Source organism: Sphaerisporangium viridialbum, from assembly GCF_049674955.1.
In the GTDB taxonomy this organism is placed as follows: Bacteria; Actinomycetota; Actinomycetes; order Streptosporangiales; family Streptosporangiaceae; genus Sphaerisporangium; species Sphaerisporangium viridialbum.
On sequence record NZ_CP187232.1, the window covers coordinates 2,232,729 to 2,247,188 of the forward strand.

General features: G+C 70.8%; 11 protein-coding genes and 1 pseudogene. 8 read left to right on the top strand and 4 right to left on the bottom strand.

What is annotated here, in order from left to right; genetic code table 11:
* The first annotated feature begins 142 nt into the window (after positions 1-142).
* Positions 143-1,642, top strand: coding sequence for a sensor histidine kinase (locus tag ACOZ38_RS09985; protein ID WP_424529847.1), 1,500 nt, complete (start codon positions 143-145; stop codon positions 1,640-1,642).
* A gap of 13 nt (positions 1,643-1,655) precedes the next feature.
* Here the strand turns inward: ACOZ38_RS09985 and ACOZ38_RS09990 are convergent.
* The 4 genes and pseudogenes from ACOZ38_RS09990 to ACOZ38_RS10005 form a co-directional block, all read right to left on the bottom strand.
* A pseudogene (locus ACOZ38_RS09990) lies at positions 1,656-2,897 on the bottom strand (low temperature requirement protein A); the annotation flags it as partial.
* Between the two features lie 10 nt (positions 2,898-2,907).
* Positions 2,908-3,636, bottom strand: a complete 729-nt coding sequence (locus ACOZ38_RS09995) for an SDR family oxidoreductase (protein WP_424529849.1) — start codon at positions 3,634-3,636, stop codon at positions 2,908-2,910.
* A gap of 6 nt (positions 3,637-3,642) precedes the next feature.
* Positions 3,643-5,097: a GMC oxidoreductase gene (locus ACOZ38_RS10000; RefSeq protein WP_424529850.1), complete on the bottom strand. Its 1,455-nt coding sequence runs from the start codon at positions 5,095-5,097 to the stop codon at positions 3,643-3,645.
* Complete coding sequence (locus ACOZ38_RS10005; protein ID WP_424529852.1) at positions 5,084-6,124, bottom strand: ankyrin repeat domain-containing protein; 1,041 nt, start codon at positions 6,122-6,124, stop codon at positions 5,084-5,086. Before ACOZ38_RS10005 ends, ACOZ38_RS10000 begins: the two co-directional genes overlap by 14 nt.
* A gap of 276 nt (positions 6,125-6,400) precedes the next feature.
* Here ACOZ38_RS10005 and ACOZ38_RS10010 point away from each other — a divergent pair, with 276 nt between their 5' ends.
* From ACOZ38_RS10010 to glgX, 7 genes are read left to right on the top strand one after another with little or no spacing between them, the layout of a single operon-like run.
* A complete protein-coding gene (locus ACOZ38_RS10010; RefSeq protein WP_424529853.1) occupies positions 6,401-7,111 on the top strand; it encodes an EthD domain-containing protein in 711 nt (236 codons plus the stop codon).
* Positions 7,108-7,932 carry a type 1 glutamine amidotransferase domain-containing protein gene (locus ACOZ38_RS10015; protein WP_424529854.1) on the top strand — a complete coding sequence of 275 codons (825 nt, stop codon included), beginning with the start codon at positions 7,108-7,110 and terminating at the stop codon, positions 7,930-7,932. Before ACOZ38_RS10010 ends, ACOZ38_RS10015 begins: the two co-directional genes overlap by 4 nt.
* Positions 7,933-7,939: 7 nt before the next feature.
* A complete protein-coding gene (locus tag ACOZ38_RS10020) occupies positions 7,940-9,565 on the top strand; it encodes a thiamine pyrophosphate-binding protein (protein ID WP_424529855.1) in 1,626 nt (541 codons plus the stop codon).
* A gap of 2 nt (positions 9,566-9,567) precedes the next feature.
* Positions 9,568-10,188 carry a DJ-1/PfpI family protein gene (locus ACOZ38_RS10025; protein WP_424529857.1) on the top strand — a complete coding sequence of 207 codons (621 nt, stop codon included), beginning with the start codon at positions 9,568-9,570 and terminating at the stop codon, positions 10,186-10,188.
* A complete protein-coding gene (locus ACOZ38_RS10030; protein ID WP_424529859.1) occupies positions 10,185-11,993 on the top strand; it encodes an AGE family epimerase/isomerase in 1,809 nt (602 codons plus the stop codon). Before ACOZ38_RS10025 ends, ACOZ38_RS10030 begins: the two co-directional genes overlap by 4 nt.
* Positions 11,990-12,331 (top strand): STAS domain-containing protein, encoded by a 342-nt coding sequence (locus ACOZ38_RS10035; RefSeq protein WP_405145649.1) that lies wholly within the window; start codon positions 11,990-11,992, stop codon positions 12,329-12,331. Before ACOZ38_RS10030 ends, ACOZ38_RS10035 begins: the two co-directional genes overlap by 4 nt.
* Complete coding sequence (gene glgX, locus ACOZ38_RS10040; RefSeq protein ID WP_424529861.1) at positions 12,328-14,442, top strand: glycogen debranching protein GlgX; 2,115 nt, start codon at positions 12,328-12,330, stop codon at positions 14,440-14,442. The genes ACOZ38_RS10035 and glgX overlap by 4 nt, the downstream gene beginning before the upstream one ends.
* The last annotated feature ends 18 nt before the right edge of the window (positions 14,443-14,460 follow it).

Here is a 14,460-nt window from a genome sequence, read left to right on the forward strand (position 1 = left end):
AACGCGGACCTGATTAAGTACGGCGAATAAGGCTCTCGGGCACCTCGCGTCCCCGCACACCCGACAAAGTGCCGCCGGACTCTTTGACCTCCCGCCCGGCCGGTGTAACGCTCCCTTCACCCGGCGTGAGAGGAGCCCATCCATGGGTGACACAGGCGTGCTCCCGGAGGAGTTGCGAGCGCATCCGCTCTTCCACGGACTTTCCGACGACCAGTACGGCTGGCTCTCCGCGGCCGCCCGCTCCCGCGAGCTGGCCGACGGCGAGGTGCTGTTCACCGAGGGGGCTCCGGCGAGATTCTTCGTCGTGCTCCTCGAAGGCGAGCTGCTCATCTCCAAGGTGGTCGACGACCGTGAGGAGGTGCTCGCCCGGCACTCGACCCGGCCGGACGCAGAGACCCGCGCCTCCCTCGCCCACACCTTCACCGGCGAGCTGTGCGTGCTCGCGGGCGACGCCTACCTCGCCACGGCCACCTCCGTCGGGGACAGCCGCGTCGCGCTCTACGAACGCGACGCCTTCCTGCAAATGCTCGTGCGCACCCCGAGGGTCTCCGAGCTGGTCATCCCCGTGCTCGCGCTCCGTGCCCAGGACATGATCGTCAGCGCCGGGCGCCGCTCGACGCTGGCCTCGCTCGGCACCCTGGCGGCGGGCATCGCCCACGAGCTGAACAACCCCGTGGCCGCGGTCACCCGCGCCATCGGCGAGCTGGACGACGCCGTGGCCGAGCTGGAGGAGGCGGCCGAGACCTGGGGCGAGACGGCCACAGCGGAGGAGCGTGCGGCCGTACGGGCCGCCCAGCGCGACTGGCTGGCCCGCGCGCGTGGCACGGGGCCGGGCGACGCGCTCGGCATGAGCCAGATGGAGGAGCGGCTCCAGGACTGGGCGGAGGACCACGGCCTGGACGACGGGGCCTCCTTCGCCGAGCTGCTGGCAGAGCGCGGCCTCGACGTCGGCTGGCTGGAGGACCTCACCGGGCGCCTGCGGCCCGACCGCGTGCCCGCCGCGCTGCGCTACCTGTCGGAGAGCCTGCGGGTGCGCTCATCCGCCGTGGACGTACGCGACGCCGGCACCCGGGTCTCGGCGATCGTGAAGAACACCAAGGAGTACACCAACCTCGACCGCGCCCCCGAGTCGGACGTCGACGTGCGCGAGGGGCTGGAGGCGACGCTCGCGATGCTGCGCCCGCAGCTCGCGGGCGTCACCGTGGTCCGCGACTACGCCCAGCCGCTGCCCCGCGTCCCCGGGTATCCCACCGAGCTCAACCAGGTGTGGACCAACCTCATCGACAACGCCGCGGGCGCGATGGCGGGCGGCGGGCAGCTCAGGATCAGCGCGCGCGGCGAGGGCAGCTGCGTGGTCGTCGAGGTCGCCGACACCGGCCCGGGCATCGACCCCGTGGTGCTCCCGCGCGTGTTCGAGCCGTTCTTCACGACCAAGGACATCGGCGCGGGCACCGGGCTCGGCCTGCACCTGACCCACCGCATCGTGACCAGGCGTCACCGGGGGTCGATCACGGTTCGCTCGCGGCCCGGGGATACCCGCTTCCTGGTGAGGCTGCCAGGCCGGCCTGCGGATGAGACGCGAGGGCAGGAGGCCTGCCAGGCCCCTCCCGTCGCGACCGGTGCCGGATCTCCGCCCAGGTGAGCAGCACGAGGACGCCAGCCAGGGACGCGGTCACCGCGAGCCCGGAAAGGGCCGGGGACGCCGCGCCCAGCGCCAGGGCGCCCACCGCGGCCGCGACGCGGGCGGCGACCAGCCGCCTGCTGAGCGGGCGGCGGATCACCAGGTGCGCCGCCGTCGTCGCGAGCAGGAAGGCGGCGGCCCCACCGGCCAGCGCGAGCCCCGCGCCGGCCGGGAGGTGTTCCTCGGAGGCGTGCTCGATGAGGACCTCGGAGCCGACCGCCGTGGAGGCGAGCCCGGCGAAGATGAGCAGGTGGCCGTAGCCGTAGGCGAACCCGCGCACGAGAGTGGAGCGCCCGCTGGTCAGCGCGTGGATGATGACGCCGTGGTCGACGTGCTCGAAGTACACCCACCACAGGCACGCGGCGATCACGAAGGCGAAGAACGCCACCGGGAACGCGGCGGGGGTCCAGCCGGTGCCCCGCGCCCCCCACGCGACCGCGAGCACCGACTCGCCCAGCACGATGAGCGTGAAAAGGCCGAGCCGTTCGGGCAGGTGGGAGGCGTGCGCGGGCGGCGACCGCACGATCAGATAGGCCAGGAACGGCGTGGCGATCTCGACCACCAGCGCCAGCGCCCACAGGGCCATATGCCAGGGCGGCGAGACGAGCACCGAGACCAGCCACAGGGCCCCGCCGCAGCCGAACCCGGCCACGTAAATGCCGCAGAGCTGGCGGAGCGCGGCGTTCTGCACCGCGCTCGCCGGCTCGTCTCCGGCGTCCGCACTCGGGCTCCCGGCCGCGCCGTGCGGAGGCGGACGGTCGGCGCCGGCGCCGGTGACGGGGACGTCCTGCGACGCCGCACGCCGCGCGTAGCCGTACAGGGCGACCAGGATGGCCTGGAGCGCGGCGTTGGCCAGCGCGAAGCCCTGCGGGCCGCCGAGGCCGGCCCCGGTGGACGGGCCGACCGCGACGCCGATGGTTCCCGCGAGCATGAGCGAGCCGAACATGCCGGTCAGAAGGGCGATCCTGAAGTGCGCCGCGTCCGTCTCGAACAGGTCGGCGTAGTAGGCGAAGCTCATCCAGACCCACCAGACCGGGACGAACAGCGCCAGAAAGATCAGGAACCCATGGGCGGTCAGGTCTCCGCGCAGCGTGCGGGCCAGCTCGGAGACCGCGACGACGAAGACCAGGTCGAAGAAGAGCTCCAGCCAGGACGCGTGGGTCTCCTTGGTGGAGCCCGCCAGGTGGCGCAGCCTGGGTGAGTGTGCGGTGCTCACGGACCTCCTACTAGACGCTGAGTTCTGCGGGTACGTGGCCCGTGGGCATGTCGATCACGCGGAGCACGGCGCCGGCGACGTCCTCGGGGCGGAGCATCGAGGACCTCGGCGCCCAGGAGCGCGCCCAGTCTGCCATCGGAGTGTCCACAAGTCCCGGACATACCGCACAGGCCCCCACACCCTCGCCGCGCAGCTCCTGGTGCAGGGCCGCGGTGAAACCGACCACCCCGAACTTGGCCGCGCAGTAGAGGGAGAACCCCGGGTCCGCCCGCTTGCCGGAGACCGAGGCGATGTTGGCGATCAGGGGCCGCCCGCCGTCGCGCGCGGCCTTGCGCAGGTAGGGCAGGGCCGCCTGGCAGAACATGATGGTGGCGCGGAGGTCGATGTCCAGCACCTCGGCCACGGTGGCCTCGGTGTAGGAGTCCAGGGGGCCGGCCGCCAGCACGCCGGCGCTGTTGACCAGCACGTCCAGCCGCCCCCATCGCTCGATGTGGGCGGCCACGGCCGCCTGCGCGGACCCCGGCTTCGCGACGTCGGCCACCACGCCGTGGACGGCCGGGCCGCCGGAACCGCGCCCGGCGGCCCCGCCGCCGAGCCGGTCCACGGCCTTGCCCAGCCTGCCCGCGTCACGTCCGAGCACGGTGACCTCGAACCCGCGCGCGACCAGGGCAGTGGCCACCGCCAGGCCGATGCCGCTGGATCCCCCGGTGACCAGGGCCGCCTGCCTTGGAGACGTCATCGGTGACTATCCCTCCACGATGTCGGGGACGATGGCCGCCATCGCCCGTTCTGCGAGCGCGCCGATGGTGAGCGCGGGGTTGGTGCAGGCGGCGCTGCCGCCGGGGACGAGCGCGCCGTCGACGACGTAGAGCCCCGGGTAGCCGTTCACCCGGCCGTACTCGTCGGTCGCGACGCCGATGGGCACGCCGCCGCACGGGTGGCCCGTGGTGCCGGCGTCGATGGCCTCTATCTTTCCGGTGCCGAGCCTCTCGAACGTCGAGCGTGCCCCGTCGGCGATGGCCGTGACCTCGGGGTCGTCGGCGGGCCAGGAGAGCTTCACCGAGTCGGTGCGGCCGTCGTAGCCGAACGTGCCCTTGGGCGGGCCGAGGCCCATTCCGATGAGGCCCATGAAGCCCTCGGGCATCCCGGCCTGCGGTACGGGCATGGCGGCCATGGCGATGGGGGCCACGGGGTTGTCGAGGTCCTCAAGGACGGCGCCGGCCGGGCCGCCCTCGCTGGGGCCGGTGGGCGGCAGGCCGCTCCTGATGATCACCAGGTCGCCGTTGGCGCCCCACTGGGTGCCGACGGCGTCGGACAGCTTGGGGAGCACGCCGGTCTCGCGGGCGCGGACCAGCAGCCGCGTGGTGGCGACCGATCCGGCGGCCAGGAAGAGGTGCCGGGTGTGGATCTCCCGGCGCGCCAGCACGCGGCCGTTGTCGTCGATCTCGTTGAAGGCCACCACGTAGCCCGTGCCGTTCTCGCGCACGTCGGTGACGACGTGCAGCGGCAGCACCTCGACGTTGCCCGTGGCCTCGGCGCGCGCCAGGTAGGTGCGGTCGAGGCTGCGCTTGGCGCCGCTGCTGGAGCCGTACCAGACCTGACCGGCGATCAGCGACGGGGGAATGGTGCCGTCGAGCTCGGCGCGGATGACGTCCCAGTCGAGCCCGAGGTCGAACAGCCTCGCCGGGATGCCCGCGGCGGCGGCCTCGTCCAGCAGCACCCGCTGGCCACGGTAGTGCTCGTGGGCGAGCACGTCGGCCGGCATCTGGGACACCCCGACGGCCTCGCGGACCTTGGGGTACCACACGTCGTCCAGCTCGTCGTAGTCGAGCCAGGAGGGGAACACGCGGGCGAACAGGTCGCGCCGCGGCTGGTAGAGCACCGTGTTGTACACCAGGGAGCCGCCGCCGACGCCCGCGCCCGCGAGTACGTCGATGCCGTCGCCCTTGACGCGTTCGAGCACGCCCGCGTACACGTCGATGGGCAGCCCCTCCTGCGCCGGGGCCACGGTGACCGGGCTGAGCCAGGCGGCCCGCCCGTCCGGGGCGTCGTAGGTGGCGAAGGTGTCGTGGGCGTCGGTGACGGGCCAGCGCCGCCCGCGCTCCATCACGAGCGTCTGGACGCCCGCCTCCCCGAGCCGCAGCGCGGCGATCGCGCCGCCGAACCCACTGCCGACGACGAGTGCGTCAGTTTCCTTCATGGCCGCCTCCCGCGATGAGCAGGGTCACTTCGTGGTCGCCGCCCAGCACCTCTTCCGCGAGGTCCCGGGGGGTCTTGCCGTCGTGCCCGACCAGGTCCAGCGGTGCCCCGGCCTCGACCAGGACGCGGGCGCAGTCGGCGTAGCCGTGCCAGAGGGAGTCGTGCAGGGGGCTGTAGCCGTTGGTGGCGCCCTGGAACCCGAGGTCGATGCCCGGCCGCTCGACGAGCATCCGGGTGATCTCGACGTGCCCGTTGTAGACGGCCTTGTGCAGCGGAACGGCGCCGAACGTCGGCTCGATCGCGTTGACGTCGGCGCCGGCCGCGAGCAGGGTCCCGACGATCTCGGTGTGCCCGTCGCGGCACGCCACCAGCAGCGCGGTGTGCGCGTCGTTGAACCCGTTGACGACGGGCCAGCGCATGTCGACGGGGAACCCGTCGGCGACCAGCTCGCGTACGGCCGCCGCGTCGCCCGCGGTGACGGCGTTCATGAGGGCGTGGCCGCTCGCCGTCGCGTCGTCGGACTCCTGCCGGGCCCGCAGCAGCTTGTCGGACTCGACGAGCCGCTCCTTGCCGAAGGTGTTGACGTTCAGCTCGTACTCGAAGTGCTCCTTCAGCGAGAAGCCGTAGTGGGTGGAGAGGTTCAGGCCGGCGCCCCGGTCGAGGAGCACCTCGACGATCTCGGGGAACTTGAACCAGAGAGCGTCCATCAGCGGGGTGTGGCCGGTCGTCGCGGCGACCGAGTCCACGAAGGCCCCGGCGTCCAGCAGGTCGCGGATCACTTCGGCGCTTCCGCCCTGGCAGGCCTTGTGCAGGGCGGTCGCGCCGGCCTTGGCGTCGGTCGTGAAGACGTCGGCCCCCGCGGCGAGCAGTGCTCGTACGGCGGGCGCGTCGGCGCGGCCTGCAGCGATCATGAGAACGGTCAGCCCGGTGTCCGGGTCGCGCTCGCTGGGATCGGCGCCCGCCCGAAGCAGGTCGCGGATCTCGTCGATGGCACCGCGGCGCACCGCGGCGGTCAGCTCGCCTTTCATGTGCCACCTTTCGGTCAGGCATCCGTTGAGGTGGACAGTAGGACGCGACGGTGCCGCCGGCCATGATCCCGGCTTATTCCCCAGGCACTTTGTCAGATGGCGCGGGCCGCCGCGAACCGCCTGAGGATAAGCGGATATTTCCGGAATGCCATGCAACTTGACTTAAATGCCGGATTAAAGAGTCGAAGTCGAGAAGTAGCCGCATCTCCTTTGACGGTCTCCGAATTCCGCTGCGATGCTCAATTCCAAGATCCCCTCCGGAAAAAGGGAGATTCCATGATCCATCAGTTCATCCTGGCCGCCCCGAAGCCGGGCATGACCGCTGAGGAGTTCCAGGACTACTGGGTGCACGTGCACGCGGTGAAGTTCGCCGCCAAGATCCCGCAGATCCGGCGCTACCTGATCGACTCGCGGGTGCCGTTCGACGGCGACCGCGGCACCCCGGCGCTCCCGCACCAGGGGATGGCGGAGATCTGGCTGGCCAACGAGGAGGAGCAGCTCGCCTCCCTGCAGACCGAGGAGTTCCTCCAGGGCGCCAGGCTCGACGAGCCCAACTGGGCCGCCTTCTGGATGACCATCGTGCTCGACACCGACGCGCACGAGATCGTGCCCGGCCCGCCGCTCACCGAGGCGAGCCCGTCCTGGGTCAAGCTGACGACCCTGATCAAGCGCAGGCCCGGGCTCTCGCTCGACGACTACCGCGAGCAGACCCTCGGCGACTACGCCCCCGCGGTCAGCGGCCTGCCGGGGCTCCGCCGCCACCTGCACGCCCACACCAGGGATGGGTTCTACACCTTCGGCGAGGCGGGCTTCGACAGCGTCGAGCAGATCTGGTTCGACGACGTCGACGCCCTTGGCGAGGCGCTGGCCTCGCCGTACTACGCCGAACGGGTCAAGCCGGCGCTGGACGCCGTCGCCGACCCCGCGCACGTGTTCTCGCTGGCTTCCAGGGAGGACTGGATCATCGGCCCGCAGGAGAAGCCATGAGCAGGAAGATTCTGGTCGTTCTGTCCGAGCACGGCTACTGGGGCGAGGAACTGCTCGGCCCGCTCACCCAATTCGACCAGCGGGGCTACGAGGTGGTCTTCGCGACCCCCACCGGGCGGCGGGCGCACGCGCTGCCGCCCAGCATGGACCCCGACTACGTCGACCCGCCGCTCGGCCGCTCGGTCACCTCTCCCGAGGTCGCCAAGCTGACCCGCGAGCTGGACGAGTCCGACCGGCTGGACAACCCCCTGGACATCTCCAGGTGGCTGCCCGAGCGCCCGTACACCGCCGACCCCGGCTACCTGCGCGGCCTTGAGGCCTACCACCGGGCGGTGGCGGCGGTGGAGGCCGAGATCGCGGACTACGACGCGATCCTGATCGTCGGCGGCAGCGGCCCCATCGTCGACCTGGCCAACAACGAGCGGGTCCACGCGCTGATCCTGTCGTTCCTGCGCGCCGGCAAGCCGGTGGCCGCCGAGTGCTATGGCGTGGCCTGCCTGGCGTTCGCGCGCGAGTGGGAGGACCGCAAGAGCATCATCTGGGGCAAGCACGTCACCGGCCACTGCAAGGAGTACGACTACAAGGACGGCACGGGCTTCCTCGGCACGGACTTCGTGATGGGGCCGCCGCCGTACCCGCTGGAGTACATCCTGCGCGACGCCACCGGGCCCGAGGGCCGCTACCACGGCAACTTCGGCAAGGAGACCTCGGTCATCGTCGACTACCCGTTCATCACGGGCCGCTCGACCCCCGACTCGTTCCTCACCGGGCAGAAGATCGTGGAGACCCTCGAAGACGGCCTGCGCCGGTTCGGCTGGTGAGACGGACGTGACCAGACGAGGCAACGAGGCGATCATCGAGCAGTTCCTCGCCGACGGCATGACGCACATGTTCGGCAACCCCGGCACCGTCGAGCAGGGCTTCCTCGACGCGCTGGAGAAGTACGACGCCTTCCGCTACATCCTGACCCTGCAGGAGACGGTCGCCGTCGGCATCGCCGACGGGTACGCCCGCGCCACCGGCGGCCCCGCGCTCGTCCAGCTGCACAGCGGCGTCGGCCTCGGCAACGGGATCGGCATGCTGTACCAGGCCAAGCGCGGTCACACGCCGCTCGTCGTGGTCGCCGGCGAGTCCGGCGTCCGCTACGAGGCGATGGACGGCCAGATGGCGGCCGACCTGGTAGCCATGGCCCGTCCCGTCACCAAGTACGCCACCCGGGTGACCGACCCCTCGTCGGTGCTGCGCGTGCTCCGCCGCGCCGTCAAGATCGCCATGACGCCGCCGCGCGGCCCGGTCTTCGTCTCCCTCCCGCTCGACGTGCTCGACCAGCCCAACGACGAGCCGGTCCTGCCGTCCACGCTGCCGCACACGGCGGTGACACCGGTCCACGAGCTGATCGGCTCGGCGGCGTCGCTGCTCGGGGGCGCGGAGGCGCCGCTCGTGCTGATGGGCGACGGCGTCGCCGCCTCCGGCGCCCAGGAGGAGCTCACCCGCGTGGCCGAGCTGCTGGGCGCCGACGTGTGGGGGGTGGAGCTGTCCGAGATGTGCTTCGACGGCCGCCACCCGCTGTTCAGGGGCCAGCTCGGCCACATGTTCGGCGAGGTCAGCAGGGCCGTGGTGGCGAAGGCCGACGCGGTCCTGGTCGTCGGCACCTACCTGTTCCCCGAGGTCTTTCCCGACCTCGTCTCGCCCTTCAGGCCGGACGCCAGGATCGTCCACGTCGACCTGAACGCCTACGAGATCGCCAAGAACCACCCGGTGACGCTCGGCCTGGTCGCCGACCCGAAGGCCACGCTGGCCGCGCTCGAAGGCGAGCTGCGCCGGTCGATGACCCCGGGAGAGCGCGAGGCGGGGGCCCTGCGGCTCCGGCGGAGCGCCGAGCGGCCGCGCCAGGAGCCGGAGGACGAGTCCCTGCTCGCCGCCGTCGCCCGGCAGATCGCCGTGCGGGCCCCCGAGGACGTGATGATCTTCGACGAGGGGCTGACCGCCGCCGGCGTGCTCGGCACCTACCTGCCGCCGAGGCTGCCGGGCCACTGGTTCCAGACCCGTGGCGGCTCGCTCGGCGTCGGGATCCCCGGCGCGATCGGGATCAAGCTCGCCCATCCCGAGAAGACCGTCATCGGCTTCACCGGTGACGGGGGAAGCATGTACACCATCCAGGCGCTGGCCACCGCGGTCCGCGAGGGCGTCGGCGCCAAGTTCGTCGTCTGCAACAACCGCGGCTACCGGCTGCTCGACCTCAACATCGAGCAGTACTGGCGCGAGCGGGAGATCCCCGCCCACTCCTTCCCCCGCTCCTTCGACCTCGCCTACCCCGACCTCGGCTTCGTCGACATCGCCCGCGGGCTCGGCGTCGAGGCCCTGCGCGTGGAGAAGCACAGCCAGGTGGAGGAGGCGGTCGAGCGGCTGCTGCTGGACGACAGGCCCTTCCTCATCGACCTCATCACGGAGTGACCGTGGCCGACACGCGCGTCGCGATCCTCATGGAGAGCGACTTCTACGAGCCCGAGATCTTCTACTACCAGCGCAGGTTCGCCGAGCAGGGCATCCCGGTCGACTTCCTCACCCGGCTGTGGGGCCAGCGGTCCATCACCTTCAAGGGCCACGAGTACCGCGCGCCCTTCGACGTCTCGCTCAGCCTGGAGCACGTCGACCCGGCGGACTACTCGGCCGTCATCGTGCCCTCTGGCATGGTGTCGGACCGGCTGCGCTACACCGAGGACGTGGACCGGCTCGCCCCCGCGACCGACTTCCTGCGCCGCGCCTTCGAGCGTCCCGAGGTCATCAAGGGGATCATCTGCCACGGCATGTGGCTCGCGTCCTCCATCCCGTACGTCGTGCGCGGCCGGAAGGTCGTCTGCCACAACAACCTCGTCGGCGACGTGCGGAACATGGGCGCCGAGTACGTCGACAGGGACGTGGTGGTCGACGGCGACCTCGTGACCGGACGGTCCGGCCAGCACTGCCACCTGTTCGCGAAGACCCTCATCGAGCTGCTCACAGAGAAGGAGCCGCTCGCACGGACGGACCCGTCCTCGCAGAAGGACCTGGTCGCACAGAAGGGTGGAACCCCGTGAACTTCACCTTCTCCGACACCATCGCCGGTCAGGTCACCGCCTACGACAGGCAGGCCAGGACCGCCACCGTCGCCACCGCCGACGGCCGCCGCTTCGACGTCTCGGTCGACGGCGAGCCCAGCGCCGAGCTGATGCGCAACCTCGGCGAGCCGTACACCGACGCGTCCGGGCAGCTCGACGCGATGCTCGAGCCCGGCCGCTTCCTGTTCGCCTACGGGGTCTTCTACCCGCACGGCGACGACCAGATCTTCGACGCCAAGCGGATCATCTTCCTCGGCCGCCGGCCGGGCGACTTCCGCTTCGAGGAGTCGAACTGGTGGATCCACCAGCTCGAGGAGATCGCCGCCTTCTACCGCAAGGCGCAGTTCGGCGAGGGACCGGTGGACTTCACCGAGTACCGCACGCTGATCAGGCTCGGCGGCGAGAAGACCAGCAGCCACGTGCAGGAGACCGACACGATCTCCCGGCTGGTCTACGGCATGGCCTCGGCGTACATGCTCACCGGCGACGACACCTACCTGGAGGTCGCCGAGCGGGGCACCGAGTACCTGCGGACGCACCTGCGCTTCGTCGACGCCGACGAGGACATCGTCTACTGGTACCACGGCCTCAAGGTCGACGGCGACGTCGAGCGCAAGCTGTTCACCTCGGAGTTCTCCGACGACTACGACGCCATCCCGATGTACGAGCAGATCTACGCGCTCGCCGGCCCCATCCAGACCTACCGGGTGACGGGCGACCCGCGGATCAAGAGCGACGCGGACGCGACGCTGCGCCTGTTCGACCGGTTCTTCCTGGACCGCGAGGGCGGCGGCTACTTCTCGCACATCGACCCGATCCTGCTGAGCCCCGACCACGAGTCCCTCGGCGAGAACCGCGCCAGGAAGAACTGGAACTCGGTCGGCGACCACGCCCCCGCCTACCTGATCAACCTGTACCTGGCCACCGGCGACCCCGCCTACGCCAAGTTCCTGGAGTACACCTTCGACACCATCGTGGAACACTTCCCCGACGACAAGAACAGCCCGTTCGTCCAGGAGCGCTTCCACCGCGACTGGTCGCACGACACCACCCACGGCTGGCAGCAGAACCGCGCCGTGGTCGGCCACAACCTGAAGATCGCATGGAACCTCATGCGGATGCACTCGCTCAGGCCCAAGGCGGAGTACGCGGAGCTCGCCGCGCACATCGGCGACATCATGCCGGCGATCGGCAGCGACCGGCAGCGCGGCGGCTGGTACGACGTCGTGGAGCGGGCGCGCAGGGAGGGCGAGGACCGCTACCGGTTCGTCTGGCACGACCGCAAGGCCTGGTGGCAGCAGGAGCAGGCCATCCTGGCCTACCTCATCCTCTTCGGGATCACCGGGCAGGACCGTTTCAGGGACGAGGCCCGCGGCGCGGAGTCGTTCTACAACGCGTTCTTCCTCGACCACGACGAGGGAGCGGTCTACTTCAACGTGCTCGCCAGCGGCCTGCCGTACCTGCTCGGCACCGAGCGGTTCAAGGGCAGCCACTCGATGAGCATGTACCACTCGTCCGAGCTGTGCTTCCTGTCGGCGGTGTACAACAACCTGCTCATCAACGGCAAGCACCTGGACCTGCACTTCAAGCCGGACCCCGACGGCTTCGCCGACCGCACCCTGCGCGTCTCGCCCGACCTGCTGCCCCCCGGCTCGGTCAGGATCGGCGCGGTCGAGATCGACGGCGAGCCGTACGAGGACTACGACGCCGAGGCCCTCACCGTCCGCCTCCCGGAGGCGACGGGCAGGGTGAAGGTCAAGGTCAGGGTGGAGGCCATCCGATGAGCGTCAACGTCACCACCCGGGTCGTCGACGGCTTCACGGTGGCCCGCCTCGACGGCGAGATCACCAGCACGACCGCGCCGGGAGTGCAGGACCGGCTCCTGCCGCTGGTCGGACAGACCGGCAGGCTCCTGGTCGACTTCACCGACGTGCCGTACGTGTCGAGCGCGGGCCTGCGGATGCTGCTGCTGCTCTACCGGCGGGCCCAGCAGGCCACGACGGGCATCGTCCTGGTCGGCCTGACCGACGAGGTCAGGTTCGTGATGTCGGCCACGGGGTTCCTGGACTTCTTCGAGATCGGCGAGGACGCCGAGACCGAGATGGGGCGCGTGCGGCCGTGACAGCCGAACGCATCGACTCGTTCCCGACGCGGCAGATCGCGGGGTACCGGGTCGGCCACGGCCGGCCGTTCCCCTACGGCGCCCGCGTGGTGCCCGGCGGGGTCACCTTCTCGGTGTTCTCCGACCGCGCCACCTCCATGACGCTGGTGCTGTTCAAGCGCGGCGCCGACAGGCCGATGGAGGAGCTGCCGTTCCCGCCCGAGTACCGCATCGGGAGCGTCTTCGCCATGACCGTCTTCGGGCTCGACCCCGAGGACCTGGAGTACGGCTTCCGCGCCGACGGCCCGTTCGACCCCGCCAGGGGCGACAGGTTCGACGCGGGGACCGTGCTCACCGACCCGCACGCGCGCCTGCTGTCCGGGCGCGAGACCTGGGGGGTGGCGCCGGACTGGAGCAACCAGTACCAGTACCGGGCCGTGATCGCCCTGGAGGACTTCGACTGGGAGGACGACGCGCCGCTGCGCACTCCCACCGAGGAACTGGTCATCTACGAGACGCACGTCCGCGGCTTCACCCGGCACCCCTCCGCGGGGGTGTCGGCGCCCGGGACGTACGCCGGCCTTCGGGAGAAGATCCCCTACCTGCGGGAGCTCGGGGTCAACTGCGTCGAGCTCATGCCGATCTTCGAGTTCGACGAGTTCGACAACTCGCGCAGCAACCCGGTGACCGGCGAGCGCCTGTACAACTACTGGGGCTACAACACCGTCGGCTTCATGGCACCCAAGGCCGGCTACGCCGCCACCGGCAGGTACGGCATGCAGGCGGACGAGTTCAAGACCCTGGTCAAGGACCTGCACAAGGCCGGCATCGAGGTCATCCTCGACGTGGTGTTCAACCACACCGCCGAGGGCAACGAGCAGGGGCCGACGATCTCGTTCAAGGGCCTGGACAACGCCACCTACTACATGCTCACCCCCGAGGGGTACTACTACAACTTCAGCGGCACGGGGAACACCGTCAACTGCAACCACCCGGTGGTGCGCGAGTTCGTGCTCGACTGCCTGCGCTACTGGGTGGCCGAGTACCACGTCGACGGGTTCCGCTTCGACCTGGCCGCGATCCTCGACCGGGGGCCCGACGGCAGCCCGCTGCCCAACCCACCGCTGCTGGAGCAGCTCGCCTACGACCCGATCCTGCGGCACAGCAAGCTCATCGCCGAGGCCTGGGACGCCGGCGGCCTGTACCAGGTCGGCCACTTCCCGAACTACGGCCGCTGGGCCGAGTGGAACGGCAAGTACCGCGACATCCTTCGCAGGTTCGTCAAGGGCGACGAGGGCACCGTGGGCGAGCTGGCCGCCAGGATCGTGGGCTCCCCCGACCTGTACGGCGGGCGCGGCCCCACGGCGTCGGTCAACTTCATCACCGCGCACGACGGCTTCACCCTCAACGACCTCGTCTCGTACAACGACAAGCGGAACGAGGCCAACGGCGAGGGCAACGCCGACGGCGCCAACGACAACAACAGCTGGAACTGCGGCGCCGAGGGCCCGACGGACGACCCCGGGATCAACGCGCTGCGCACGCGCCAGATGAAGAACGCCCTGGCGATCCTGCTGACGAGCCAGGGCGTGCCCATGCTGCTCGCCGGCGACGAGGTGGGCCGCACCCAGCTCGGCAACAACAACACCTACTGCCAGGACAACGAGCTGTCCTGGTTCGACTGGGACCTGGTCTCCTCGAACGCCGAGCTGCTGCGGTTCACGAGCAAGCTGATCGCGTTCCGGCGGGCCCACTCGGTCCTGCGGGAGGCGACGCATCCGCTCGGCGTGGACTTCCTGGACGTCGGCCTGCCGGACGTGAGCTGGCACGGCGTACGGCCGTGGGAGCCCGACTGGTCGCCCGGCAGCAGGCTGCTCGCGGTGATGCGCTGCGGGCGCGACGCCGCCGGGGCCAAGGACCACGTCTACATGGCGATGAACTCCCACTGGGAGGGACACGACCTGGAGCTGCCCGAGCTGGCCGGCGGGGGCGTCTGGCGCGTCTTCGCCGACACCGGGGCGACGGCTCCGCACGACGCGCACGAGCCGGGGTCCGAGCCGGTGCTGGAGCGGCCCCGGCGCCACTACATAGGGCCGCGCTCGGTCGTCATCCTGACCGGCACCAACGCCTAGAGCTCCCAGAACCGCTCG